At 44.4% G+C, this 25309-nt stretch carries 25 protein-coding genes; 4 read left to right on the top strand and 21 right to left on the bottom strand.

Annotated elements, in window-relative coordinates; translation table 11 throughout:
- Positions 1-57 precede the first annotated feature (57 nt).
- A complete protein-coding gene (locus H8K33_RS18495) occupies positions 58-711 on the bottom strand; it encodes a GGDEF domain-containing protein (protein WP_186892545.1) in 654 nt (217 codons plus the stop codon).
- Between the two features lie 105 nt (positions 712-816).
- Here H8K33_RS18495 and H8K33_RS18500 point away from each other — a divergent pair, with 105 nt between their 5' ends.
- Positions 817-1725: a 1-aminocyclopropane-1-carboxylate deaminase/D-cysteine desulfhydrase gene (locus tag H8K33_RS18500; protein ID WP_186892546.1), complete on the top strand. Its 909-nt coding sequence runs from the start codon at positions 817-819 to the stop codon at positions 1723-1725.
- A gap of 9 nt (positions 1726-1734) precedes the next feature.
- On the opposite strand, the gene H8K33_RS18505 is transcribed toward H8K33_RS18500, so the two are convergent.
- From H8K33_RS18505 to glpD, 5 genes are all read right to left on the bottom strand, one after another.
- Complete coding sequence (locus H8K33_RS18505) at positions 1735-2100, bottom strand: hypothetical protein (RefSeq protein ID WP_186892547.1); 366 nt, start codon at positions 2098-2100, stop codon at positions 1735-1737.
- A gap of 63 nt (positions 2101-2163) precedes the next feature.
- A complete protein-coding gene (locus H8K33_RS18510) occupies positions 2164-3270 on the bottom strand; it encodes a substrate-binding domain-containing protein (RefSeq protein WP_186892548.1) in 1107 nt (368 codons plus the stop codon).
- Positions 3271-3551: 281 nt separating this feature from the next.
- Entirely contained in the window at positions 3552-3707 is a 156-nt protein-coding gene (locus tag H8K33_RS18515; protein ID WP_186892549.1) for a hypothetical protein, read from the bottom strand.
- A 110-nt stretch (positions 3708-3817) separates the two neighbouring features.
- On the bottom strand, positions 3818-4594 hold the full coding sequence (locus H8K33_RS18520) for an HAAS signaling domain-containing protein (RefSeq protein WP_186892550.1): 777 nt from the start codon (positions 4592-4594) through the stop codon (positions 3818-3820).
- A 454-nt stretch (positions 4595-5048) separates the two neighbouring features.
- A complete protein-coding gene (gene glpD, locus H8K33_RS18525) occupies positions 5049-6593 on the bottom strand; it encodes a glycerol-3-phosphate dehydrogenase (protein ID WP_425507815.1) in 1545 nt (514 codons plus the stop codon).
- A gap of 303 nt (positions 6594-6896) precedes the next feature.
- Here glpD and H8K33_RS18530 point away from each other — a divergent pair, with 303 nt between their 5' ends.
- Together H8K33_RS18530 and H8K33_RS18535 are read left to right on the top strand one after the other, a co-directional pair.
- Positions 6897-8552 (top strand): MFS transporter, encoded by a 1656-nt coding sequence (locus tag H8K33_RS18530; RefSeq protein WP_246443727.1) that lies wholly within the window; start codon positions 6897-6899, stop codon positions 8550-8552.
- Positions 8553-8766: 214 nt separating this feature from the next.
- On the top strand, positions 8767-9309 hold the full coding sequence (locus H8K33_RS18535) for a hypothetical protein (protein WP_186892552.1): 543 nt from the start codon (positions 8767-8769) through the stop codon (positions 9307-9309).
- A gap of 88 nt (positions 9310-9397) precedes the next feature.
- Here H8K33_RS18535 and H8K33_RS18540 read toward each other — a convergent pair whose 3' ends face one another.
- The 11 genes from H8K33_RS18540 to H8K33_RS18590 all read right to left on the bottom strand — a co-directional run bounded on the left by H8K33_RS18540 (position 9398) and on the right by H8K33_RS18590 (position 19719).
- On the bottom strand, positions 9398-10228 hold the full coding sequence (locus H8K33_RS18540) for a branched-chain amino acid aminotransferase (protein WP_186892553.1): 831 nt from the start codon (positions 10226-10228) through the stop codon (positions 9398-9400).
- A 137-nt stretch (positions 10229-10365) separates the two neighbouring features.
- On the bottom strand, positions 10366-10710 hold the full coding sequence (locus tag H8K33_RS18545; protein WP_186892554.1) for an energy transducer TonB: 345 nt from the start codon (positions 10708-10710) through the stop codon (positions 10366-10368).
- A gap of 48 nt (positions 10711-10758) precedes the next feature.
- Positions 10759-11100 carry an energy transducer TonB gene (locus tag H8K33_RS18550; RefSeq protein WP_186892555.1) on the bottom strand — a complete coding sequence of 114 codons (342 nt, stop codon included), beginning with the start codon at positions 11098-11100 and terminating at the stop codon, positions 10759-10761.
- Between the two features lie 74 nt (positions 11101-11174).
- Positions 11175-12944 (bottom strand): methyl-accepting chemotaxis protein, encoded by a 1770-nt coding sequence (locus H8K33_RS18555; RefSeq protein WP_246443729.1) that lies wholly within the window; start codon positions 12942-12944, stop codon positions 11175-11177.
- Between the two features lie 334 nt (positions 12945-13278).
- On the bottom strand, positions 13279-15042 hold the full coding sequence (ptsP, locus tag H8K33_RS18560; RefSeq protein WP_186892556.1) for a phosphoenolpyruvate--protein phosphotransferase: 1764 nt from the start codon (positions 15040-15042) through the stop codon (positions 13279-13281).
- Between the two features lie 55 nt (positions 15043-15097).
- On the bottom strand, positions 15098-15367 hold the full coding sequence (locus H8K33_RS18565) for an HPr family phosphocarrier protein (protein ID WP_186892557.1): 270 nt from the start codon (positions 15365-15367) through the stop codon (positions 15098-15100).
- A 55-nt stretch (positions 15368-15422) separates the two neighbouring features.
- Positions 15423-15830, bottom strand: coding sequence for a PTS sugar transporter subunit IIA (locus H8K33_RS18570; protein ID WP_186892558.1), 408 nt, complete (start codon positions 15828-15830; stop codon positions 15423-15425).
- 38 nt (positions 15831-15868) lie between these two features.
- Positions 15869-16837: a glutathione synthase gene (gene gshB / locus H8K33_RS18575; protein ID WP_186892559.1), complete on the bottom strand. Its 969-nt coding sequence runs from the start codon at positions 16835-16837 to the stop codon at positions 15869-15871.
- A gap of 13 nt (positions 16838-16850) precedes the next feature.
- The gene (gene gshA, locus H8K33_RS18580; RefSeq protein WP_186892560.1) at positions 16851-18149 is read right to left on the bottom strand and encodes a glutamate--cysteine ligase; all 1299 of its coding nucleotides are present in this window, start codon (positions 18147-18149) and stop codon (positions 16851-16853) included.
- A gap of 170 nt (positions 18150-18319) precedes the next feature.
- A complete protein-coding gene (locus tag H8K33_RS18585; protein ID WP_186892561.1) occupies positions 18320-18622 on the bottom strand; it encodes an antibiotic biosynthesis monooxygenase family protein in 303 nt (100 codons plus the stop codon).
- An 83-nt stretch (positions 18623-18705) separates the two neighbouring features.
- Positions 18706-19719: an AI-2E family transporter gene (locus tag H8K33_RS18590; RefSeq protein ID WP_186892562.1), complete on the bottom strand. Its 1014-nt coding sequence runs from the start codon at positions 19717-19719 to the stop codon at positions 18706-18708.
- A gap of 301 nt (positions 19720-20020) precedes the next feature.
- Between H8K33_RS18590 and H8K33_RS18595 the strand changes: the two genes are divergently transcribed.
- Positions 20021-21490: a sensor domain-containing diguanylate cyclase gene (locus tag H8K33_RS18595; protein WP_186892563.1), complete on the top strand. Its 1470-nt coding sequence runs from the start codon at positions 20021-20023 to the stop codon at positions 21488-21490.
- A 29-nt stretch (positions 21491-21519) separates the two neighbouring features.
- Here H8K33_RS18595 and H8K33_RS18600 read toward each other — a convergent pair whose 3' ends face one another.
- From H8K33_RS18600 to H8K33_RS18615, 4 genes are all read right to left on the bottom strand, one after another.
- Positions 21520-22359 (bottom strand): Rossmann-like and DUF2520 domain-containing protein, encoded by an 840-nt coding sequence (locus H8K33_RS18600; protein WP_186892564.1) that lies wholly within the window; start codon positions 22357-22359, stop codon positions 21520-21522.
- A gap of 42 nt (positions 22360-22401) precedes the next feature.
- Positions 22402-23433: a carbonic anhydrase gene (locus tag H8K33_RS18605; protein WP_186892565.1), complete on the bottom strand. Its 1032-nt coding sequence runs from the start codon at positions 23431-23433 to the stop codon at positions 22402-22404.
- Positions 23434-23514: 81 nt separating this feature from the next.
- Entirely contained in the window at positions 23515-23715 is a 201-nt protein-coding gene (locus tag H8K33_RS18610; RefSeq protein WP_186892566.1) for a DUF1289 domain-containing protein, read from the bottom strand.
- A complete protein-coding gene (locus H8K33_RS18615; protein ID WP_186892567.1) occupies positions 23705-24973 on the bottom strand; it encodes a TIGR03862 family flavoprotein in 1269 nt (422 codons plus the stop codon). Before H8K33_RS18615 ends, H8K33_RS18610 begins: the two co-directional genes overlap by 11 nt.
- Positions 24974-25309: the final 336 nt, after the last annotated feature.

Consider the following 25309-nt stretch of genomic DNA (forward strand, 5'->3'; position numbering starts at 1 on the left):
GAGCCCGACTGTCGTGGTTACCAGAATAAGCGCAATGCGCTTCTCGAAGTAGTCATCTCACTCTGCGGTAAAGTCTGGCAAATCGGCCTCAATTTGCACAATCGAATTCACCCCTTGCTGGCGCGCTTGCCGCAAAGCCTGATCGGCACGCGATAATACTTGTTCAGAACTATCACCAGGAGAGTTTGCCGTTAAACCGGTACAGAAACTAATCTGCAGATCAGGAGCGACCTCCTGCCAATCAAACGCTTGCAATCGATCCTTCAAACGTGCCATCGCCTTACCACTTTGATCTAACCAAGTCGTTGGCATCACAATCGCAAATTCAGTTGCGCCGATGCGACCAAACGAATCAAGACTACGCAGCACCTGTGAAGCCTCAGTCGTCAGCACCTGCAATATGCGTTTCGTGACATCTTGACCATGCAGTTCCATAATCTCAAGCAAACGATCAATTCCTATAATCGCTACCGTGAAGGTATGCCCTGTTCTTTGTGATCTTTGCAGCTCCGCATCCAAACGCTCGATGAGCGTATTTCGGTTCAATGCGCCAGTCAAATGATCGTGAGTAACCAAAGTTTGTAGCTGCGCCATCACCGCCTCTAACTTCGGCACTACATCGTCACGACTATAACCTTCTTTAATTTGCGCAATGGCCTCCAACAACTGTTGCTGGGCGAAAGGGATCGTTTGTTTGGTATTTCTTGGCATGCAGGTCGCACTCAAAAAAGGGTTGATCAGAAGCTAATGATAGAAATGCAGCCATCGGATAATTGAGCTTACAATAGCTACTTTAAAGGCGTTCAGCAAGTCTGTATGAATTTTCTGTCGTATTCCTCACCGCTGCAAGCAATTCACAGCCAACTCTTCCCCGGTATCGAATTGTGGATTAAACGTGATGATCTATTGCACCCACAGGTTTCAGGAAATAAATTCCGCAAATTAAAGTACCCATTATTAACGACGCTGCCAGAAGGTCGAACTTTGATCTCGATGGGTGGCGCTTGGTCAAATCACTTACATGCACTGGCCTATGCCGGCCATGCTATGGGATTTAACACCATAGGATTAGTCCGTGGCTTAACAGATTCAGAGCAAACCGTAAGCGCAACTTTACAAGACTGCCGTGACTGGGGCATGCAATTGCATTTTGTATCTCGATCCGGCTATCGAGGATTGCGTGAACATCCAACGCAATGGCAACAGTGGATAGATTCAGATCCTGCGCAGTATTTATGGCTGCCGGAAGGAGGCAGTAGTGTCGCTGCCGTTCGAGGCGTGGCAGAGCTAATCGAAGAATTGCCGTGGATTCCAGAAAGTGTCGTCGTTGCCTGCGGAACTGGCACCACCCTCGCAGGCATCGTCGCGGGAATGCAAAATCGCGGACGCGTCATCGGCATTGTCGCTGTTCAGAACGCCGAATACATAAGATCTGATGTGACAAAAATGTTACTCGAGGCGACCTATCCCGCTTTTGAGAATTTTAATATTTTGCACGACTATACCCATGGTGGTTTCGCCAAGAGCTCTTCCGAGTTGCGCCAGTTTTGTACGCAATTTGTCGAAGAAACCCAGATTCCCATCGAACCAATCTACACGGGCAAGATGTTCTATGCCTTGCGTCAATTATGTTTGTCTGGACAATTCAAACAAGGTGAGCGCGTGCTGGCGATTCATACCGGTGGTTTGCAAGGCAATCGAGGCTTTCAGACAAAACAAGTCTGATAGGAGAAATTAGAAACGATGCTCATCAATCAGATGTTTATTGAAACTGTATTTCGTCCCACCTTGCAAAACATCGACTAATTTTCTCGGGTTCGCAGCAGAAATAAACACATCAGCAACACCATCTTTCACTCGGAATTTGGTTGCGGGACTCAAGATACAATTTGGCTTGAGCATGATGTGTCGAATTATTTTGGCTTTTTCGCTACACAACAAAAAATGATTTTCTTTGCGAAAATTAGCAAGCGGTATATTTAACCACCACCCCTCATCGCTCACGTAACGAACCAATTGAGAGAACTGTGTATTTCCCTCATGCAGAGCATTCCCTCGTAGTGATTCGTTGGCAATTTGTATCGCTTCAGCTTTATTCATTTCTTAAAATCTCAAATAAAAAAGGGCGAATCATTCGCCCTTTTTGGTAACACGCTTAGTTGCTTACTTTCCCCAATAGGAGAGGTATTTCGCACGGAAGTCGTTTGATGGATCAAACACGTCTTTTGGCCCACCATCATAGGTAATGTTTTGCAATGTCACTAAGTGCAAAGGCGCATTGTAACCGCTTGGAGCCACTTTCGACATCGCACGATTCAATTCATCGACCAATTGCCAGCCATGTAAAAACAGCGGTTCAGGCACACTACCAATTTGTAAATCACCTTTACGGATGCGCTTAAATGCCGTTGGCGACCCGTCACCGGCAGAAATACCACGTAAATTATTGCCAGCAATTACTTTCTCAATCTCTGGTTTATCCATCATATCGAAGTAAACATCGTTGACCGCAATCACATGTGTCCATTTCGTACCATGACGTTTGACCAGTCCATCAATTGTCGCCGGAAACTTTTTACGCGACTCAGTTAAAGGTAAGTCCTCTGTACTCAAGATACGGCAAGCTTCGCATTGACGTAAAGCCTCAACAATCGCACCTGATTTGGTGGCCATAAAAGGTGTTGAGGTATCGGTAAAAACAACAATACCTGCTTTATTGCTGGCCTCCGCCGCACCGAACAAAGCGGCGATCTGGGCGGCCTCTTTTGGGTCAGTGGTGACGTTCGTGAACAATCCTGGTACGGCTCCCGACTTAAAACTAGCGTGCCATCCAACCACTGGCACTTTCGCCTCCGCCGCAGCCGTCAAGCCTTTAGTTTGACTGGCGGCATCAACCCCCGCCAAGACGATACCTTGCGGTTTCATCTCTAATGCTTGCTTGACTACTCCAGCACCTAAGTTACATTGCCCACGGCAATCTAAGGGCAAGACCTGCCAGCCAGTTCCAGCAACTGCTTCTCGCATCCCCGTAAAGACACCAAAGGTTCCTGCATCACTCAAATCATGCGCGATAAAAACAATTTTTTTATCCTTCTGCAATTGCGGCCCGGAAGTTGGGCCATCCCATTTCGACTTTAAAGCGGAAGCTTTCGCCACTTTGGCATTCGCTGCGCTCATAAATTGCATGGAATTTTGTTGTGCTTGTGCCCCAGAAATGAAGCAAGACAAAAACAACATTACAAGTAAGCTTTTACTTTGGGAAATAGTCATAAATCCAGATCAGTCAGGGTAAACAATCAATAGCACAATTTCCATGGCAAATTGAATAGATGAAAATGTGCAAACGCTCAAAGATTATCGCAGAACGCACGCAAGTGCAATTAGGACGACCAAAAGTCGATGTTTGTGTGTGGCAACTGTGCACAATTAACCGCAACCACATAGAAATTTCGAAACTGAAAGCACCAAGCTCAAGCGACAAATCGATTTTACCCATGAAAAAGCCCAGACTTGTCATCTGGGCTCATTTACGCTCACTGAACTAACTGGTATTACTTTGCGGGAGTAGTTGCCGGACTTTCTGTGCCCTGAGTGGTCTTTGCAACGACATCAGGAACCGCATGCGCTCGAATCACCATCGTGCTGACAGCACTCAAGACCAAACCAAAAACCATTAACACAGCGCCCATTTTCAATAATGCTTTCATCTCATTCTCCATTCATACGTCATTAACCATCTAAGGCGTCAACTCCAATTCGTATCATCGTGCTGAATTAAGACAACATTCAACGCCATGGTGTCTATTCAAATCAGGTTTTAACTTTCTGATCGAACTGCGGAACGGACAAGTCGCAGATTCCACATTAAATACTTCCCGAATCCAATCACAGTCCAACGTGTCATCCAAATACACAGTAACAGCAAGACAGTACCAATCAAGAGCAAGCCAAATCCTAAAAATATATGTTTGGTCTGCATCTTATTTTTGATCGTCAACGTGCTTGCGTGCCTTTCTATGCGTGTCAATTCCAAACTATTTTCCAGATCATCCGTATTCATCCTATGCACTCCTTTGTCGACAGTCAAACCAGACTCGCTGAGATTGACAGTCAAGACGCCTGAACGATGTTGGTACTGATTATCGGATTGATGAACATGCGCACGATGTTGGTGATGAGGCAGCTTAAATTCCATCTGCGGAACGCCGGAAATACTTGCCGCAAAAGTCAAAATACCAGCAGCGTAAATGGCCAAAGAACTTATATAAGCAGCGAATAAAAATGCACCATATACAAATGCCGGAATCAACATAAAGAAGTTGAAGACCACCACACCAAGCATGGCAATGAATAAGACGAAAATATTGCCGATTCTAAAATCACTCTTTAAATTTTGGAATCTGACATTTGCACGCTTTTGTGCCGCGACCAAACGTGGGTTTGGTAACTTTTCAATCAATTCAGCTTCTGTTTTACCTGCAGCCAATCCATCTGCAAACAATTTTTCGTAATGACTAATCGTCTCTGTTTGCACGCCCTCAGGCAAGCCTTGCAATTCTTGTTGCAGCGTATTCATGTATTCGGTCTTGTTCACTTTGTTCTCCCTATCTACCTGGTTCGAAGTCATTTCTATCAATCGATGACAAGACTATAAAGTGAACTCATTTAAGGCGATATCAGATCGCGATGCATTGCAAATCTATGGGAATAAAGGGTAAATTTGAGCGATAAACGAAAATACGGGCAATCAACCCAGATTTTCCATTAGGCGCGTCGTCGACGCTATTTGAGCGCTGGCGGCGCATTTTCGGTCATTTTTTTCGTTCTTCGTTGCAAGTAGCTAGTTATTTGCGCCTCATTCACGTAAAAACTCCCTCGAAAAGTGCATCCACCATCGTCTCAAATCCCCATGGAAATTCTGGGTTAAAAAGTGCGTGCGGATTGACTGTTTAGTCTCATGTATAAAACTTTGTGCATGACTAAACACAGAACTCTGTTCAAAACAGGTTCAGTATGTCGTTTTACGACGGGTTTGGCGCCATCATAGGTCAAGCTTGCCGGCGTTTGATCCAGGCATCCACGATTTCTACCGCGGTAACTGGCAGGTGCAAACCAAGCTTAGTTCGGCGCCACAAGATATCTTGCGCACTGTGAGCAAACTCTGTGTCAAGTAAATAGGCTAGCTCACATGCATACAAACCAGGTACGACTTGCTCCCCCATTGAAGCGACATCTTTGCAGTCAGCCAAAACACGGTGAATCCGTGTTCCATAGGCACGCGCCATCCTGTTGACAAGTTCTGCGGGTAAGCAATGATATTGTTGGCGACACTGATCAACAAATTGGCTAAAGCCAAAGACATTCTGATTAGAGGGCAATGCAGAAACAATATCTCCGCCTGGCAGGCAAGCATTCTTAGTCCATGCCAAGGCCTGACAATTTAAATGTGCAGCAATCTGATTCACTGCCTCTTCAGCGAGCCGCCGATACGTTGTGATTTTTCCACCAAATACGTGCAAAGCAGGTGCTGGATCTTGCAAAAACTCTAAACGATAATCACGCGTGATCGATTGAGCATCGGTACGACCATCATCCACTAGTGGCCTGACGCCAGAATAGCTATGTACTACGTCCGCAGCCGATATTTGCTGTTGAAAATAGTGATTACAAAGCTCGCATAAATATTCAACTTCTTGCGCGGAAATTGTCAGGTGATTCAAATCGCCCTGATATTCAAAATCTGTCGTTCCAATTAATGTGAATTCAGATTCATAGGGAATCGCGAATACAATCCGGCCATCAGGATGTTGAAAAAGATAGGCGTGTTGGTGCGTGAAAAGACGTTTAACGATGATGTGGCTGCCCTTAATCAATCGCAGCTTCTTACGCGAACCAATGACATCGAGCTGCGACTGGAACTGTGCTGCCCATGCACCCGTCGCATTAACAATCATTCCGGCGTCAATTTCCAAGGTTTGCGCCCGATCCGTACCAATAAATTGGCTCAGCTGTGCCTTCCAACGCCCCTGACAGGGCTGAATTTTGTCGCAAATGGTATGGGTCAAAATCTGCGCACCACGCTCCTTCGCGTCAAGCGCATTGAGCACCACTAGTCGGGCATCATCAACCCAGCCATCCGCATATTCAAAACCGCGTTGCAGGTGGCTTTGCAAGCACACACCACTCTCATGTTCAGAAAAACGAATACTTTTCGTCGCGGGTAATAATTCACGACGTGCTAAATGATCATAGAGAAAAAGACCGGCACGCAGTAAGTAATATGGTCGCAAACCCTTAACATGGGGCATGACGAAACGAATTGGGGCGATCAAATTCGGTGCGATCCGCATCAAATTCTCACGTTCTATCAAAGCCTTACGGACCAAGGAAAATTCGTAATGCTCAAGATAGCGCAAGCCACCATGGATCAACTTGGATGATGCGGACGAGGTGTGTGATGCCAAATCATCTTTCTCGCACAAGATGACAGATAAACCACGCCCAGCGGCATCACGTGCAATGCCGGCTCCATTGACGCCTCCACCAACTATTAAGAGATCACAGCGTTGTTGAGTTGTTTCCGTTGGCATCATCAGATTATTTTTATTGATTTATATCAATATTTGGGAAATCGCGTCTATTTCCCCTAATTTCATGGGTATATTTTCTACTAGCGCGACCTTGATTATTTGAAATATATTATATGCCCAAAAGCAAGCATAATTTGTTCAACTACAACGTCAACAAATTATGTAATGTTTTTTCACAAATTAGGGAAAATATTGATTGTCATTTCCCTGCAAAATTGATAGTTTATTAGGCGATCAGATAAATATATGAGGATTTATAGCACGACAACTTAGTAACATTACAACAACCGCAAGAGGAGACACTACATGGGTAACCCAGCCATTGCATCAGAAGGTATGACAAAAGAAGAGCGAAAAGTCATTTTCGCCTCGTCACTAGGAACAGTTTTTGAATGGTATGACTTTTATCTTTACGGTACGCTAGCCGCCGTCATTGGTAAAAAATTCTTTACCGCGCTTGATCCAAACTCACAAATGATCTTCTCTTTGCTGGCTTTTGCCGCTGGATTTATCGTTCGTCCTTTCGGTGCGTTAGTGTTTGGTCGTTTAGGCGACATGATCGGCCGTAAATATACATTCCTAGTCACCATCGTGCTCATGGGTGGCTCTACTTTTATCGTAGGCTGTCTGCCGGGATATGAAATGATCGGTATTGCAGCACCGATTTTGTTAATTATTCTTCGTATGTTGCAAGGTCTGGCTTTAGGTGGCGAATACGGTGGTGCTGCAACTTATGTTGCTGAGCATTCTCCTGCCAATAAGCGCGGATTCTTTACTTCGTGGATTCAGACCACGGCCACGCTTGGACTGTTCTTATCCTTGTTAGTGATCTTAGGTGCGAGAACAGCCGTGGGTGAAGAGCAATTTGCCGACTGGGGCTGGCGTATTCCATTCTGGGTATCAGCATTATTGTTGATTATCTCGGTCTGGATTCGTATGTCGATGAATGAATCTCCAGCATTCGCAAAAATGAAATCAGAAGGCAAGGTATCAAAAGCACCGTTGACTGAATCATTTGGTAAATGGAGTAACTTGAAGATCGTTATTCTGGCCTTAGTTGGTTTAACAGCAGGTCAAGCGGTTGTTTGGTACACAGGCCAATTCTATGCATTGTTCTTCCTGACCAATACACTCAAGGTTGACAACGCGACTGCGAATTTGATGATCGCAGCGTCTTTGATTATCGGCACACCGTTCTTCGTTATCTTCGGTGCGTTGTCTGACAAGATTGGTCGTAAGCCTATCATTATGGCGGGCTGCTTAATTGCTGCATTGACTTACTTCCCTCTGTTTAAAGCATTGACCGAAGCGGCTAACCCAGCACTTGCGGCAGCACAAGCGGCAAACAAGATTGTAGTAACTGCTGATCCGACCGAATGTTCGTTCCAGTTTAATCCAACAGGCACGAAGAAATTCACAAGTTCATGCGATATTGCAAAGCAAGTTTTGGCTGCCAACTCTGCCAGCTACGAAACTGTAGAAGGACAAGGCCCAGCAACGATCGCGATTGGTACAACGGTTATTCAATCCTATAGTTCGACTGGTTTAGAAGCTGCAGATGCAAAAGCAAAAGATGCTGCATTCAAAAAATCTGTCACTGACGCGTTGCGCACTGCAGGCTATCCAGCTAAAGCAGATCCAGCGGGTGTGAATAAACCGATGATCATTTTGATCTTGTCTATTTTGGTGATCTACGTAACCATGGTTTATGGTCCAATCGCAGCGATGCTGGTAGAGATGTTCCCTACACGTATCCGCTACACCTCGATGTCTCTGCCATACCACATTGGTAATGGCTGGTTCGGTGGATTGTTACCAGCAACAGGCGTTGCGATCGTTGCTCAAACTGGCAATATGTACAATGGCTTGTGGTATCCGATCATTGTCGCTGCCGCAACTTTTGTCATTGGTATGCTGTTTGTTAAAGAAACAAAAGACGTTGATATCTATGCCAACGACTAAATCACAAACATTGCAAATTGTCGCAATGAAGTAAATGAAAGCTCGATCAGAAATGATCGGGCTTTTTTTGCGCCCCAACAATGCTTTTTTTTATATAAAAATACAAATTATATAAAATGTTCGATACTATGAGCATGCGTCCGACTTCCTATATAAACTATTCGCAGTCATAACGCATAGCAATTGCCTCGCGTAATTTAATTAAGGACGAACTATGAGCAAAATCTATTTCGATAAAACCGACAAGGGCCGAGTAGAAATCACCAACCGTACTTATCAGTTAAGTGCAAAGTTTCGTCCCTTGCTTGTGATCGTGGATGGCAAGCATACGCTTGAAGAATTACTCAAAAGTGTACAAGGACTTGGTCTGTCACAGGCACATCTCGACACCTTAGAATCAGAAGGATTTATCGTTCGACGCACAGAAAGTGGCGAAACCACCGCCGTGACTCCAGTAGCAGAGATGAAAGCAGCTGTAGCCCAACCAACAGTAATCGCGAATCCAATCGCACTGACGCCTGAACAAAGCGCTGCACGGTTGATGGCGATCCGTACTTTTTTTAATGAAACCGTTAAAAGCAATTTAGGTTTGCGCGGATTTGGCATGCAACTAAAAGTAGAGCGTGCCGAAACGCTGGATGATTTTCTACAGTTAAGAGAGCCTTATCTCGAAGCGGTTGAAAAAGCAAAAAGTGCAGAACTCGCCAGAACTTTGGCCGCTAAGTTGGATCAGTTATTTGCAGGTCAACTTTCATAAATATTGATACTGCGAATACTATCTCGCAAGCAGATAGTATTCTTGTTGCTCTCAATAATTGGGTTGTAGCTTATTGAAAAGCTGAGTATCAGCTCGTCGCCATAAAATCCAAATATAAACGTCGGGCTAAACTGGCGATTTCACCCACTGGCATTTGATGCGATTCAAATCGCGTGCACGGCATCACTTTAGCGAAATTGCCAGTGTTAAAAATTTCGCGAGCGGTCAGGAGCTCTTCAACTCGAACAGATCGCTGTTCCACTTGAACGCCTTGCGTTGCGAGTAAATCAATGACCCTGGCACGTGTGATCCCGGATAAGAAAGTCCCATTTGGAATTGGCGTTACCAAGCGACCTTCTGCAGTCACAAAAAACAAATTTGCAGTCGCAAATTCTGCAACATATCCTTGTGCATCACATACCACGGCGTTCTCAAAACCACGGTTTTTTGCATCGAGCAAAGCCCTTGTTGTATTTGGATAGAGGCAGGACGCCTTGGCATCAGTCGGTGCCATCAAGGGACTTGGCCGTTGCTGACTAGCCAGGCATGCAGAGAAGCCCGTGAACGGTGGCAAAGGGGCATCAAACAAGCTCAGCGCAAAACCAGACTGACTAGGAATTAGTAAGCCTTCGGTTCCAAAAATCAAAGGCCGAATATACAACTCAGCATCCTCAGGAAACTTCCCGACACCAATGCGACAGAGATTCTCTAATTCTTCCAGAGAATAAGGGCAAGTTAGGCCTAAATATTCTGCCGAACGGATCGCTCGAGCAAGATGCAAACGCAAATCTGGTAAGTGTCCACGAATTGCTCGCGCGCCGTCAAAAACCGACGAACCTAGCCAAACACCATGATCCATCGCGCCCATCACCGGGACATTTCCCTCTGACCACACACCGTTCGTGAATGTTAAATACATGTTGACACCCTATTCTAAAATCAAATCAGCCTGCCTTGAACACGCTAATCGCTATATTCAACGTTTGTTTGCTCATTTTAGATAAAATAAAACCCGTCGGCGATGGACGGGTTTTGTATAACTCAAGCACGACTACACTACTCAAGCTTCCAGACGAAATCAATCTTTGCCCACATCTGGTCTGCTTTACCATCTTTCGTGCCAGCTTTGAATTTGCACAAACTTAGTGCTGACAACGCGGCTTTATCTAAGCTTTTAGAGCCGCTAGATTTTTCAACTTTGGACTCAACAACCTTGCCGTCTGGAGAAATCAAAAAACCCATCGTGACAGTTCCAGTTTCTTCGTTCATCAATGCGGCTTTAGGGTATTTCGGTGAATCACATGATTTACTATCCATAACAGGCGCGACATCTGCTGCATGGCTAAATCCGGACATCGCCATCAACAAACCAATTGCAATCAGGGATAATTTAGCGTTCATAGACAAACTCATTCAAATTAATTAATTAAAAGTCGGTATTTAGAAATATTAAAACTTCCAAACATAATCTACCTTGACCCACATTTGCTCTAGCTTACCATCTTTTGACCCAGCTTTAAATTTACATAGAGCAAAGGCACTCAAAGCCGCTTTATCCAAACTCTTGGAGCCGCTGGACGTGTCAATCTTGGACTCCATCACCTTACCATCAGTTCCAATTAAAAACGCCATCGTGACGGTACCAGTTTCTTCGTTAATCAGTGATGCTTTGGGGTACTTGGGTAATTCGCATGATTTGGTATCCATAGCCGGTGAAATGACTGCAGCACTAGCATTTGAATACAAAAACAAACTAACATAAAAACTCAGAAGTACAGATAAGATTCGCATATGTCCACCTTTGATCAACAAAGCATTAACCGTTATCAAATCACCTTAGTGCTACTGGATACTATACTCAGTATTTAAAACTCTTCCCAATCATCATCGTTCGCTTTCGCTGGTGCATCTCGCTTAGGTGCTGACTTAGTTGCCGACTTAGGTGCTGGTTTAGCAGCAGGCAGAGATTTAATTGATGAATTAGGCTTTTTCGCCACGGCGACTGGCTCAACACGACGTGCTGGTGGTGGGCTAGCTGGGCGATTTGCAAATGCATTCTGTTCATTGGCATTGAGTTTAAAGATGCTAACGACCTTAGCCAATTCACCTGCTTGATCCTGCAAACTTTGTGCGGCGGCGGCAGCTTCCTCAACCAAGGCAGCATTTTGCTGTGTCATTCCGTCCATCTCAATAATGGCTAAGTTCACCGCTTCGATTCCAGAACTTTGTTCTTGGCTAGCAGCACTGATCTCAGCAATGATATCGGTAACGTGGCGAACACTAGAAACAACTTCATCTATCGTTGCACCAGCTTGGCCGACCAACTTACTACCAATCTCAACCTTCTCTACCGAGTCACCGATCAATGTTTTAATTTCTTTTGCCGCTGCAGCACTACGTTGCGCCAAGCTACGAACTTCAGATGCCACGACAGCGAAACCACGGCCTTGTTCACCGGCACGTGCAGCCTCAACCGCGGCATTCAATGCAAGAATATTGGTTTGGAAAGCGATACCATCAATCACACTAATAATATCAACGATCTTCTTAGCGGATTCGTTAATAGAGCTCATGGTATCAACCACTTCAGCGACCACCACGCCGCCTTGACGAGCAACGTCAGACGCTGATGCGGCCAATTTATTCGCCTCACGTGCATTGTCGGCATTTTGTTTAACGGTCGTTGTGAGTTCTTTCATCGAAGCCGTGGTTTTTTCCAAGGAACTTGCTTGCTGTTCAGTACGAGAAGATAAATCTAAATTACCCGTAGCAATTTCACGTGATGCCGTAGCAATCGTATCGGTACCAACACGAACCTGACCTACAATATTCACTAAGCTATCACGCATCGTTTTCATTTCTGCGATCAAACTTTCCGAATCACCTTTTTCTGTATCAATTACACCTGACAAATCACCTGCCGCAATTTGACTAGCGATGTCGGCTGCATAATCTGGTTCACCACCTAACTGCTTCAGCAAACTGCGTGTGATAAACACCGCAGCAATAATGCCTAAAACCAAGGCGAGGCCGCCGAGCATTAATAAAACGTTTCGGGCGTTACTAAATGCAGACTTCGCACCCTCTGCTACAGCTGCATTTTTCTTGTCTTCCAGATCAACAAACTCATCCAATGTTTTAAACCAATCATCTTGAACCGGACGAATTTTCTTGATCAAGCCAATCGTTGCACTTTCTGGATCATTAGCGATACCCAAATCACGCGCCAAATTTGGCAAAGGTGCAGCTGCTTTTTCTTTCTCTTTCAGCTTCGTCAATAAAGTACGCTCTTCTGGGGAAGAAGTAGCGTCGTCTTTCAGCATCTCTGCAAGCTTGGTTTCCTTCTCGTTATACGATTTTGTTTGCTCGTCGATCCGCTTAAGATCTTTGGACATATCATCAATGTCGGTCAGCAAAGTCAAATTACGTAAAGACACTTGACGGTCGTACACGATAGCGCGCATATCAATGATCAAGCGGCTTTTTACATTGCTCACATTGACAATGTCTTCGAGTCGATCCTGAATCAACGCCATTCTGGAAATGCCCAAGCTTGTCACTGCGATCAGCAGAATCAAAACTAGCGCAAATCCAAGCCCAAGGCGTTTGCCCACTTTCATTGTAGTTAAGTTCATGTCGATTCAACCAAGTAAGGAAGTTTAAAAATTCCGATATTAATGCCGTCTTGAAGATCAGCGATCAATTCGAGTCTTATATTTATTAAGCAATGAGGAAAAAATTCATTCTCGCAAAAAATGCCAATTTGTCGGAAAAGACAAGTCGACTTCTTGGTTAGAATATACTCCATTTTTGCCTGTTGGCAAGTCATCTAGTGGCAAAAAACCACTGCATTTTTCCGAGTAAAAAGAAATCACTTCGCAAAGAAAAATTTCCGCAAGGTAATTTTACACCGAAGTAAGACCTCACTCAACAAAGTTTTCTCTTTACAAATCAATGACATCCGAAAACTTAATGGACGAAATTTTGTTCGCGTACGGCCACCAGAAGTTCTTGAATTGTTTGAGGATCATAAGTTCTAAGAATTTTCTTTACGCTAGCCTCTAATTCTGAAATATCGGTGCTAAGAATTTCTTGTTTAATCTCAGGCAACAAAGCTGCCGGCATCGAGAGTTCTCGAAAACCCATGCCAATTAACAAGCGCGTTAATTTAATATCACCGGCCATTCCACCGCAAATAGCCACAGGAATTTCAGCCTTTTCCCCGGCAGTTACCGTCATATGCAAGAGCTGCAGAATTGCTGGATGTGTATCATTGTAAAGGTGGGCGACTTCATGATCAGCGCGATCAATTGCTAAGGTATATTGAATCAAGTCATTCGTGCCTATTGATAAGAAATCGAGCTTTTTCACAAACATAGGCAAACTCAAAGCGGCAGCAGGAATTTCAATCATGGCGCCAACTTGTACCTGCTCATCAAACGCAATCCCTTCACTACGCAATTCTTCCTTAGCCTGACTGATCATGGACAAGGACTGGTCGATCTCGAATGCATGTGCAATCATGGGAATTAAAATATGCACAGTACCAAAAGCGGATGCACGCAAAATAGCCCTAAGCTGTGTCAAAAAAATCTGTGGCTCTTTTAGGCAATAACGGATGGCGCGTAAACCTAAGGCTGGATTTAAAATATTATGTTCGTGATGATCTAAAGGTTTATCCGCACCGACATCCAAAGTACGAATGGTAACAGGCTTACCTTTCATGGTCTGAACCGCCCGTTTATAGGCAAGAAATTGCTCTTCTTCCGTTGGCAGATGTTGTTCTGCGCCTGTACGTCCCATAAATAGAAATTCAGAACGAAATAAACCAACACCACTAGCGCCAGCATCCAAAGCTGCCTGGGCATCTTCAGGCAATTCGATATTCGCTAACAAAGTAATTTCAATTCCATCCAGACTAATTGCTGGGGTCTTTTTAAGCTTACCTAGTTTTTTCTTTTCTTTTAATAAAACTGCTTGCTGATTTCTATACTGCGCAATCAGCAACGGTGAAGGCGCCACAATCACAACACCTGCATCACTATCAATGATCAACCAATCATCTTGCATGATCAAATGTGAGGCGTTGCCTAACCCAACCACAGCAGGGATACCTAAACTACGCGAGACAATCGCCGTGTGCGAATTGGTACCGCCCTCATCGGTGACAAAGCCAGTAAACGCGACATCACGAAATTGCATCATATCGGCTGGGGAAATGTCTTTTGCCACCACAATCATGTTGGCATTTTGCTCGTCTACCCCTAGGGCACGCGGCAGCTGATAAGCACTACCTGTCAACACTTTCAGAACACGTTCTGCGACCTGTTGAATATCGGCTTTTCGCTCACGTAAATATGCATCTTCAATTTCATCAAATTGGGCGGACAGAACGTCCACTTGGGTGACCAATGCCCATTCAGCGTTGTAGTGCCGACTGCGAATAATATCGAGCGGGGCTTCCGAGACCATGGGGTCGGACAAAATTAAAGCGTGAACGTCTAAGAAAGCGCCCAATTCAGTTGGTGCATCTGTTGGCAACTCGGCCCAAATTGATTGCAAATCGATTTGCACCTTTGCGATCGCTTGTTGCAAACGTTCTACTTCAGCTTCAACTTGCTCCTGCGCGACCAAATAATGTTTGACGTCCATCGCGGCAGGGCGCAATAAATGCGCACGGCCGATCGTGATACCGCGCGATACAGGAATACCTTGTAAAGTGAAGGATGCCACGTGACCTCGTTATGTAGTGTGGTGATTCAACAAAATAAAATGCACAATCACGGCTTCATTCATTTTCGCCAAAGCGATCATTGATTAGCGCTGCAATCGCATCAAAGCACGCTTGTTCATCTTCACCATTTGTTTCTAATAAGACTTTGGTGCCTTTACCAGCGGCCAGCATCATGACACCCATAATCGACTTGCCATTAACACGACGATTATTTCGCGTCAGCCATACTTCACATTTAAACTTTCCACCTAGCTGGGTCAATTTAGCGGAAGCACGTGCATGCAGGCCTAGTTTATTAATAATTTCAATTTCTTGTTGAATCATTTTTTATTCACTTTACGTCGTGCGAACCTGATTAAAAAAACTACTTCTGTGTACGTCAACTCTGCCCGATACGAATACGATTCTCAATCTTAGTTGCGCCATTTTGGCCACCCGCCAACGCCATCTCAACTACGACATCTAATTGATCCTGTCGATAAGTAATCGCACGCAACAGCATGGGCAAACTAATCCCAGCAATAATCGCCACTTGATTTGCTTCACCCATTTGAGGGCAGCAATTAGATGGTGTACCTCCAATAATATCTGTCATGATCAATACGCCAGAGCCATCATCCAAACGCATGATCGCCTCACGCGCTAAACGACGAACATCATCTACATTCTGATCTGCAACCACATCAAGCGCCTCAAGACGTTCTGGCTTACTGCGAAATACGTGTGACGCCGCCTCAATGAATGCACTTCCCAAAGGCGCATGCGTCAATAAAAGTAAACCTACCATGCCGTCTTCCTAGTTAAATCACAATTCTTTAATAACATTTATTGCTTGGCTACTCTTCTATTAGTTGCCATCACTTGTCTCTCAAGCGCATCAATAAACATCGCGGCGACTTTAATGCCGGTTTGTTCTGTAATTTCTTGGAAACAGGTTGGACTAGTCACATTCACTTCCGTCAGAAACTGACCAATCACATCTAATCCTACCAGTAACAAGCCGCGTTCTAACAGTATTGGCGCCAATGTCTGTGCAATTTCGAGATCGCGTGCAGTCAATTGTTGCGCCACACCGACTCCACCTGCCGCTAAATTACCACGCACCTCACCATTTTGTGGAATTCGTGCTAACGCGTAGGGAACGACCTCACCACCAATCAACAAAATACGTTTATCTCCATGCACAATCTCAGGGATATATTTCTGTACCATAATGGTACGGGCCTGATTGTCGGTCAAGGTTTCGATAATCGCCCCCAAATTCATACCGTCTTCACGTACCCGAAAAATTCCCGCACCACCCATGCCATCTAATGGCTTGAGAATAATGTCGCGATGCTGTGCAAAAAAAGCGCGTATTTTTTGCTCATTACGAGTAACTAAGGTCGGAGTCGTAAATTGCGGAAACTGGGCAATACTCAATTTTTCATTATGATCCCGAATGGCCGACGGTTTATTCAAAACCAAAGCACCTTGCTGCTCTGCCAAGTCCAGCAGATAGGTGGCGTAGATGTACTCCATATCGAATGGTGGATCCTTGCGCTGCAAAACTGCGTCAAATTCCGCCAAGCTACTTTCACATACCTCGCCTAAACGATACCAATTCTGCGCATCTTGCGTTAAATGAACCTCTTGCACGGACGCGACTACAGAACCCGAGATGAGCGCCAAATCGGCTGGTTCAAATGCATAGATCTGATGACCACGGGCGACGGCCTCAACCATCATCGCGTAGGTAGAATCCTTGTAGATTTTAAATTGCGACAACGGGTCGGTAAGAAATGCGATTTTCATAGTTTATCTGGGCTCAGTAAATTTCCGGATTTGGATCTGTCTTTTCCAACTCTAAGGATGCGGCTAATAAAGCGAGTCGCGCCACCACTCCATACATGTAAAAACGGTTCGGGGCAGCGGTACCTGGTTTCGCGCGCATATCTGGCACAGCATGTTGCTGCGCGAATGCCAATGGCACGAACTCCATTCCCGGCGCATTCAGATTTTCGTCGACGCCGCGATCTTGATGTACGCGGTAAAAGCCACCGACGACATAGCGATCTATCATGTAAACCACAGGCTCAGCGACACTTTCTTCTATCTGCTCGAATGTGTAGACACCTTCTTGCACGATGTAATCATGAACTTCACGACCATCTTTGACCACCGTCATCTTGTTTCGCTGTTTCGAGTTTAGATCACGAACCTCGCGTGAATCGCGCACGGTCATAATCCCCATGCCGCAGGTACCCGCATCCGCTTTTACAATAACGAAAGGCTTATCCTTAATGCCGTATTCTTTGTACTTTTTACGGACCTTTGCCAAGATCGTGTCAACCGTCGCCATCAAGCCATCAAGACCTGTACCCGCTTCAAAATCGACATCGCCACATTTAGCAAAAAATGGATTAATCAACCAAGGATCAATTTCCACCATTTTCGCAAACTTTTTCACGACCTCGTCATAGCTGGCGAAATGATTCGTTTTACGCCGCATCGCCCAGCCGGCATGCAAGGGCGGGAGTAAGGTCTGCTCATGAATGTTTTCTAAAATCGCTGGGATGCGTGTCGACAAATCATTGTTTAACAAGATCGTACAAGGATCAAAGTTTTTTAAGCCTAATCGACGTCCATTGGCAGACCGCTGCAAGGGTTCCAACAATAATTCTCCACCGTCAGGCAACACGATGCTCTTCGTTTCAAGACAACTCTCATCCAAGTTACCCAAGCGAACATTTAAGCCAGTTTGACGATAAATCTGCATTTGGCGTGCAATGTTTTGCCAATATGAAGCATTGCATGGCCGGTCTTCAGGAATTAACAACAAATTACGCGCATCTGGACAATATTTCTCAATCGCCGCCATCGATGCTTGTACTGCTAACGGCAGCATTTCTGAACCAAGATGATTAAAACCGCCCGGAAATAAATTCGTATCAACTGGTGCCAACTTGAAACCTGAGTTGCGCATGTCAACTGAACAATAGAAAGGTGGCGTGTGCTCCTGCCACTCCAAGCGAAACCAACGCTCAATTGAGGGCGTCGCCTCAAGAATTTTTTTCTCAAAATCGAGTAAGGGACCGTTTAAAGCGGTGGCGAGATGGGGAACCATAATGACCTTTACAAACAATGGGACACTGCGACTTTCAAGAAACCCATCAGGTATTCAAAAAGCACGTGCGTTAATCTTTACAACTTGGGGCGGTTTAACAATTCTCAAGATCTCGAGCAACCAGCCTTCAAACTCAAATTTCTAACGGAATTATTCACGCATTTCGATTTCTATGCAGACTTCGCCAATAAATTGAAATGTTCGACCATTGGTGGCGCAGAGAAAAATGGCCCAACGATGCTACGCCACTCAGTAAATGCAGCAGATTCGCGAAAATCAATCGTATGATTTTCTAAAGTATCCCAAAAAATCATCAGTACATAACGTTCAGGAGACTCAATGCCCTTATTTACTTTAAAACCACGAAATCCTTTCGCGTGCACAATGACTTGATTCAAGCCTTGTTGAATCGCGACATCAAATGCGACTTGTTGACCGGAGTGGATACGTATATCGGCTAATTCCAAAATCATCTTTCAAGCTCCTTTTCATTATCGATTCATTATCAATTTCTTAGCGGCTTCATTGTATTCAATGCTAAATGAAGCAATCAAACTCAAACCAAGCCATATTCACTTAATTCTTTTTTTACATAAGAATAAAACACGGGTGCGGCCACCACGCCGGGTAAACCAAACAATGCTTCCATGACTAAAATCGCAGTCAATAATTCCCACGCTTTTGCATTGACTTGAGACCCGATAATTTTTGCATTGAGAAAATATTCTAACTTATGAATGACCACCATAAATGTCAGCGATATTGCTGCCATATATAAAGAATGAGACAGACTAACAATCACAATCACCGTGTTTGAAATGATATTGCCAACCACTGGGATTAATCCTGCAATGAAAGTCACCGCTATCATGCTTTTCACTAATGGCAAATGAACACCAGCGATTGGCAAAATAAGCGCCAAAAAGATCCCCGTAAATACGGTGTTAATGAGTGAAATACGTACCTGTGCAAAAACTACCCGATGAAACATATCCGCTAAATACGCGGTTCTTTGATGTAGAGCCGCAGCAAACGGGCGATATTGATGAACCCGTGTCACGTCTTGCAAAGCAACCATACTACCAATGACCATGCCAAGTAAAAGATGAATAATCAAGTGCCCAGCTTCTTGTCCAAGTATCTTCGCTTCGCCAGCATGTTCGCGCAAAGCAGTCGTTAACATCCGCTTTAATGCATCAATATCTTCTGGCAAATAGGTGCTGACCCAAATCGGCAACTGCTGCCTTGATGTTTCAAGCAGCTCAGCAAGTCTTTGTAGCAAAGACTGCAAATTTCCAGAATCGCTGCGCAAAAAGATAACGACACCCCAGATCCCCATGCTAATCATGAAAATAATCAGCACCGATAAAAACACAACGGCAATCATTCTCGCTTGTTGATTACTGAACTTATGTTGGATTGTAGGCACTAACAGCCGCACTAGCGAATACAGTAATAAGCCAGAAAACAAAGCGACCAGTAATCCCGCTTTCAATACCAGCAATAAAGCCAATCCTGCGCAAAGATAAGAGGCAATAATGGGGGTAGATAATTTATTCGCGACATGCATAGTTTTTCCAATTCGAGGAGTTTCGAGATTCACTTTGAGATGTCCAAAAATCATTTCAAAGTTTCGCAATAAATAAAGTCATGACATGCTAACGGCATTTGACTTGAAAAGCATTGTTATCACGAGAATAAGCTGTTTCTTTTTACGCAAAAAATCTTTCCACGCATCTATAAATTACAGCTACTATCGCCAATTCAACCAATACAATTAGTGGTTTATAGTATGATCTTGACACGCAATTTGTGCATATTCGACGCCACCTTCACCTCTTACCCAACCACCTTCGTTCCGCAATCGGTCTATGAGTAAATCACTAAAACAATACAGTCTACTGATCTGGATTTCATTAATTCTCATTCTCGGTTTTATGGCGGTGTTAGCGACCAGCTATTTGGTTTCAAAAGATGCCTTGCGTCGTGGCTTGTCTGAAAACATGCTACCGATTACTGGCGACAATATTTACTCGGAAATTCAGAAGGATATTCTCCGTCCTGTTTTTGTCTCGGCTCAGATGGCGAACGATACGTTTGTACGCGACTGGATTCTTGATGGTGAACAAGATGGCGCGCAAATTTCAAGATACTTAAAGGAAATCAAACTCAAGAACAATGCGATTTCTAGCTTCTTTGTGAGTGATGTAACGAGAAATTATTACTACCCAGATGGCTTACTCAAAAGTGTGAGCGAAACCGAAGTACGTGATCAATGGTTCTTCCGTGTCAAAAATCTAAAGGCTGCATATGAAACCAATGTCGATATTGACATGGCGAACCAAGATAGCATGACCATTTTTACCAATTATCGGGTACTCGATTACAACGGAAAATTTCTGGGTGTAGTCGGGATTGGACTGACGCTCAATACGATGAAGCATTTGATTGATACTTATCAATCACGCTTTCAAAGAAAAATTTACTTCGTCGACAAAAAGGGGAATCTGGTTCTATCGGGAAGTTCATTTAAACAAAAGAAAGTGAATATTTCGACGCTGCCAGGTCTTGATCAAATTGCTAAACAAATTTTGGCCAACACTAAAAATGAATCATTACATCTAGAATATTCCTTAGACAATGAATCTATCTATTTGAATTCTCGTTTCATCCCTGAGCTTGGCTGGCATCTTTTGGTTGAACAAAATCTGGAGTCGGAATTAAAACCTTTGCAAAAACTATTGCTGGTCAATGCAGCGATTGGCTTTGGCATCACCATTGCAGTTTTACTGATCGTGTTGTTTTCAGTGCGTCGCTACCAAAATCGAATAGAGAAATCCGCTGCGACCGATCCGCTAACCAAACTATTGAACAGACAGGCATTTGATTTCGTTTTTCAACAAGCGATCTTAGATAGTGAGCGTTCACGTCAAACCTTGTGTGTCGCCTTAATGGATATTGATCACTTCAAAAAGATTAATGATAAACACGGTCACTTGGTTGGTGATCATGTGTTGAGAGAAATTGCTGCAATATCGCGTCGGTCATTACGTGAGAGTGATGTGATATGCCGCTGGGGTGGCGAAGAATTTCTTCTATTATTGAAAAATTGCTCGTTAGAGAAAGCGACATCCATAGCGGAAAATCTGCGCAGTACAATTGCGGCGAACGATTTTTCTCGCACCACCGATTTGACCAAAGGTCGTTTATCTTTAACTGTTAGTATGGGTGTGGCTGAATGCAAGGCGCAAGAAAGTGAAGATAGCGTTTTCGAACGCGCGGATGTCGCCCTGTACCAAGCTAAAGAAAACGGCAGAAACAGTGTTTACTTTGCAGAGTAATTTGGCAGACAACAAAGTCTCATCAAACCTTAGCGTTCAGAAGTACGCTTTGCAAGATGCATGGTTGGCTTAATAAACGCTTGATACAAGTCACCCAACTCCGTATTCCATGCGGCAACCTGAGCAGCCTGTGCCGTTACCGTTGCCAGGTCACCACGCTTAATGGGCCCCGTCAACGCATCACGGGTACCAAGCGTGGAAATATTTGCTAAGGAATTTTGCGCCAAAGACTGCGCCATTTTTTTTGCCAAATCGGGCGCAATTCCCGCCGCACAATAAGCGGCTATCGCGGTGTCCAACAAGCTCACCAGATAGTTACTCGCAAATACAGATCCAGCATGATAAAGCAGTTTATGCTCGGGATTGATGATCACTGTTTCTGCTCCAATCTTTTGGAAGGCAGGAATGAGGACATCTAAGGCTTGAGGACTACCTTCGACGCTACAAATTGTTCCCGAAAAATCACTCACTGCTAAAGCAGGTTCTGCAAAACTACGTACCGGATGAACACTCGCTAATTGCAGAGAAAGCTGGGCTAATGCCGGGCATAAGCTAACAAGGTCCCGGGAAGATTTCGCGCCACTGCAATGAAATAGAATACTGCCAGGCTTTAATTGATTCGCATCAATCAAAGATTGCGTGACTGACGCGAAAGTATCATCTGGCACAGAGAGCAAAGTGATGTCCGCCGGAACCATCTTAGTCAATTCTGTGACCGGCTGACCTTGTCCAATAAATGCCAATGCGCGTTGGCTACCTTCTAAGCTCGTACTAAAAAGCTGTGAAATCGCAAAGACCTTATGCTGTGCGAATAAACGCCCAAGCGTCTTGCCGACGCGTCCGGTGCCGATCACGCTGAAATTTAGCATACTGAGGAATTACCCTCGTAAGAGAAGTTCACATCATTCACTTTATAAGGATTCTTTGATAATTCGGCCACTAGTTTTTTGTATGGGTCGGGCATTGTGCGGATATAGCCGCGCGAAGATTGCTGACTGTTCCGGTGATATTTGCACGGGTTCTTTCATGACCATCCACAGAACGCCCTCACTGCATGGAGGCGTCGTTAATGAGCCCATGTAAGTATAGTATTCATGGCGCTTCGGCAGCAACTGTGTCACATCGAGATTCTTTAAGGCTTTAACAATCTCATTCTTTTCCAAAGGTAAATTGTTCCACACGCTTTGTATCACAGGGTGCGGCTCTCCTAGTTCCAGCAAAACGGCGACTACAGCCAACTTCGCATCACGATCCTTATGTACAAGATGCGCAACCATTTCAAAGCCTTTACCATTTACTCTTTCTTCAGAGGGACGATGAAAATGCAATTGATTCAACTCGAAATTTTTTCCTGACACATTCAGGTAATTCCCCGCACCCAAATTAACTTGTATGGTGTGACCTGTATCAATAACTTGAAATTGACTTGGTTTATAGTCAAAATTCAGTGTATCGAGTTCGACCTTAATACCATCACGAATATCAATTGGCGACTGACGCTCACCAAGATCACACTTGATGTTTGAAGGGTTTAACTTGCCCCAGGCTAGCGGCCCTTCTTCACCCTCATAAGACCAATGTTTCGCAGCCTTCTTTGACTTATCATCGGCACTGACCGTTTTCTTCGCAGGGATCACATATGGTCTGACGAAAGGACGAGCAGCAGGCTTGCTGACATCGTCTTTGTCTTTTCGGATTTCAGCTAAACGTTCTGCTATTTTCAGTGCCAACTCATCGGCTGCCTGTGCCTCTTTCTTTCGCGCGGCAGCCTCTGCTTTTGACTCCTTGATTGGCGTTTCCTTGAGCTGTTTGATTTCGTCTTTTAAAGGAACTGATGCCTCTTCTTTTGCCGAGGCTTGTTTGATTGGCTTTGTTACTGTGTCGCTAGCATAAGCAGGCAATGCCATAAACAATAAAGATAAAATCAAGCTAGGTGGGCGCATAATAGAATTTCCGGTTGGTCTTATGTGCTTTACGGCAATTTTCGCGAAAAACTTGAACCCGTCGAGATATTCGACATACCGCTAGTTCTCAGCCATCGTTGATTTTCGACTCTCAATTTTTACCCAAATAGCGCGCTTGGTTTCATTACTTGCTTTACTCCACAATGTAATCTCTTCGAGCGTACGCAAACAGCCTTGGCATAAACTAGTGTTACTATCAATTTTGCATTGTTTGATACAAGGTGAAGCTACTTCGACTTGAGTGACAACGTTACCGATCATTTTCTTTTTCTCCAACGACTAATTCTTTTTGCCTCAACCAATTTACTACACCTTGTCCAGCGGTGACTCCCGTCGCAAAACACGCACTTAACAGATAACCTCCTGTTGGCGCTTCCCAATCCAGCATTTCGCCAGCGCAAAACCAACCAGGCTTCGAGATCAGCATAAAATCCTCATTTACTTCGGCAAAAGCGACACCTCCAGCGCTACTGATTGCCTCGTCAATTGGAAATGGGCTTTGCAAACGCAAGGGTAGCGCTTTAATACTTTTTGCTAGCGCAACATTATCCTGAATAACAGAAACGGGTAAATTTTCATGTAGTAAGGCACAATGCACTGGATGCAGGCCAAGCTTACTACGTAAATGACTAGATAAGGAACGTGACCCACGCGGACTGCTTAGCTCTTCGATGACCCGCTCTTGCGATTTTCCTGGCAATAAATCTAGCGCTAATTCAGCACATCCGGATGCTTGAATCGTTTCACGTATGTCAGCGGAAAACGCATAAATCAGACTTCCCTCAACGCCTCTTTCCGTGATTACAAACTGTCCTGTTTTAGAAAAAGTTTCCTTGTGAATGTTTTTCAAACTGACGTTGACATTCGTGAGCGGCGTACCTGCGAATTTCTGCTTGAAATAATCAGACCATCCAACAACGAAGCCACAGTTACTTGGCTGAAAAGGCATGGTAGCAATTTTCTCACTCGCGAAAATCTCCGCCCATTTGCCATCAGAACCAAGCCGTTGCCAGCTTGCACCACCCAATGCAAATATAATTGCTTTAAATGTCTGATTGACGATCCCTTCTGGTGTAGAAAAGCGTAATTGCTGATGCTCAACACCAACCCATTTATGTCGCATATGAAATCTTACGCCATCCGCTTTTAATCGATGAAGCCAAGCCCTAAGTAATGGGGCAGCTTTCATATCGATGGGAAAGATACGGCCGGAAGTACCGATAAAGGTTTCGACTCCCAATTTACCAGCCCATTCACGAATCTTGTTCGCATCAAATTGACGTAAACTTGGCGCCAAGATGTCAGCGTTCTGTCGATAGCGTGACTTAAATTGATCAAATTCCTCTGCGTGTGACAAATTCATTCCGCTTTTTCCCGCCAGCAAAAATTTTCTTCCAGCTGACGGCATCGCATCATAAACGTGAACTTCAAAACCAGCACGTGCAACTTGCTCAGCCGCCATCAGTCCAGCTGGGCCGGCACCAATAATTGCCACTATTTGATGATCATCACTACGCATATATGTTGAAGGGGTTCAGTTTAGCTAGCAAAAGCGAGCATTAAATGATCTTCTTTGCTCTGGATTATTTACATACAAGGATTATAGCGATCAAGTAGCAAATGCAATGAGTGCTCTTAATGATAAAGAGGAAATTAGTTAGTAAGTGAGATACGAAAGGAAGCGAGGATCAGAAGAATAGGAGAGGACACAAGTGTAGAAGGAGTCATAAAAGCAAAAGCCCCTGATTCGATTTGAATCAGGGGCGATGCGGAATAAGAGCCTGACGATGACCTACTTTCACACTGGTTGCAGCACTATCATCGGCGCAAAGTCGTTTCACGGTCCTGTTCGGGA

The organism is Affinundibacterium amnicola (assembly GCF_014284275.1).
Taxonomy (GTDB): Bacteria; Pseudomonadota; Gammaproteobacteria; order Burkholderiales; family Burkholderiaceae_D; genus Undibacterium; species Undibacterium amnicola.

Bases quoted from the DNA above. Each gene is read 5' to 3' on its own strand.
- H8K33_RS18615 (WP_186892567.1), bottom strand. From the start codon at position 24,973: ATGCGTAGTGATGATCATCAAATAGTGGCAATTATTGGTGCCGGCCCA.
- glpD (WP_425507815.1), bottom strand. From the start codon at position 6,593: ATGATGCCAACGGAAACAACTCAACAACGCTGTGATCTCTTAATAGTT.
- H8K33_RS18605 (WP_186892565.1), bottom strand. From the start codon at position 23,433: ATGCGCCCACCTAGCTTGATTTTATCTTTATTGTTTATGGCATTGCCT.
- H8K33_RS18540 (WP_186892553.1), bottom strand. From the start codon at position 10,228: ATGTATTTAACATTCACGAACGGTGTGTGGTCAGAGGGAAATGTCCCG.
- gshB (WP_186892559.1), bottom strand. From the start codon at position 16,837: ATGAAAATCGCATTTCTTACCGACCCGTTGTCGCAATTTAAAATCTAC.
- gshA (WP_186892560.1), bottom strand. From the start codon at position 18,149: ATGGTTCCCCATCTCGCCACCGCTTTAAACGGTCCCTTACTCGATTTT.
- H8K33_RS18555 (WP_246443729.1), bottom strand. From the start codon at position 12,944: ATGAACTTAACTACAATGAAAGTGGGCAAACGCCTTGGGCTTGGATTT.
- H8K33_RS18610 (WP_186892566.1), bottom strand. From the start codon at position 23,715: ATGATCGGTAACGTTGTCACTCAAGTCGAAGTAGCTTCACCTTGTATC.
- H8K33_RS18585 (WP_186892561.1), bottom strand. From the start codon at position 18,622: ATGATTTTGGAATTAGCCGATATACGTATCCACTCCGGTCAACAAGTC.
- H8K33_RS18565 (WP_186892557.1), bottom strand. From the start codon at position 15,367: ATGATTCAACAAGAAATTGAAATTATTAATAAACTAGGCCTGCATGCA.
- H8K33_RS18570 (WP_186892558.1), bottom strand. From the start codon at position 15,830: ATGGTAGGTTTACTTTTATTGACGCATGCGCCTTTGGGAAGTGCATTC.
- H8K33_RS18495 (WP_186892545.1), bottom strand. From the start codon at position 711: ATGCCAAGAAATACCAAACAAACGATCCCTTTCGCCCAGCAACAGTTG.
- H8K33_RS18515 (WP_186892549.1), bottom strand. From the start codon at position 3,707: ATGAAAGCATTATTGAAAATGGGCGCTGTGTTAATGGTTTTTGGTTTG.
- H8K33_RS18500 (WP_186892546.1), top strand. From the start codon at position 817: ATGAATTTTCTGTCGTATTCCTCACCGCTGCAAGCAATTCACAGCCAA.
- H8K33_RS18595 (WP_186892563.1), top strand. From the start codon at position 20,021: ATGAGTAAATCACTAAAACAATACAGTCTACTGATCTGGATTTCATTA.
- H8K33_RS18535 (WP_186892552.1), top strand. From the start codon at position 8,767: ATGAGCAAAATCTATTTCGATAAAACCGACAAGGGCCGAGTAGAAATC.
- H8K33_RS18600 (WP_186892564.1), bottom strand. From the start codon at position 22,359: ATGCTAAATTTCAGCGTGATCGGCACCGGACGCGTCGGCAAGACGCTT.
- H8K33_RS18550 (WP_186892555.1), bottom strand. From the start codon at position 11,100: ATGCGAATCTTATCTGTACTTCTGAGTTTTTATGTTAGTTTGTTTTTG.
- H8K33_RS18545 (WP_186892554.1), bottom strand. From the start codon at position 10,710: ATGAACGCTAAATTATCCCTGATTGCAATTGGTTTGTTGATGGCGATG.
- H8K33_RS18530 (WP_246443727.1), top strand. From the start codon at position 6,897: ATGGGTAACCCAGCCATTGCATCAGAAGGTATGACAAAAGAAGAGCGA.
- H8K33_RS18505 (WP_186892547.1), bottom strand. From the start codon at position 2,100: ATGAATAAAGCTGAAGCGATACAAATTGCCAACGAATCACTACGAGGG.
- H8K33_RS18590 (WP_186892562.1), bottom strand. From the start codon at position 19,719: ATGCATGTCGCGAATAAATTATCTACCCCCATTATTGCCTCTTATCTT.
- H8K33_RS18510 (WP_186892548.1), bottom strand. From the start codon at position 3,270: ATGACTATTTCCCAAAGTAAAAGCTTACTTGTAATGTTGTTTTTGTCT.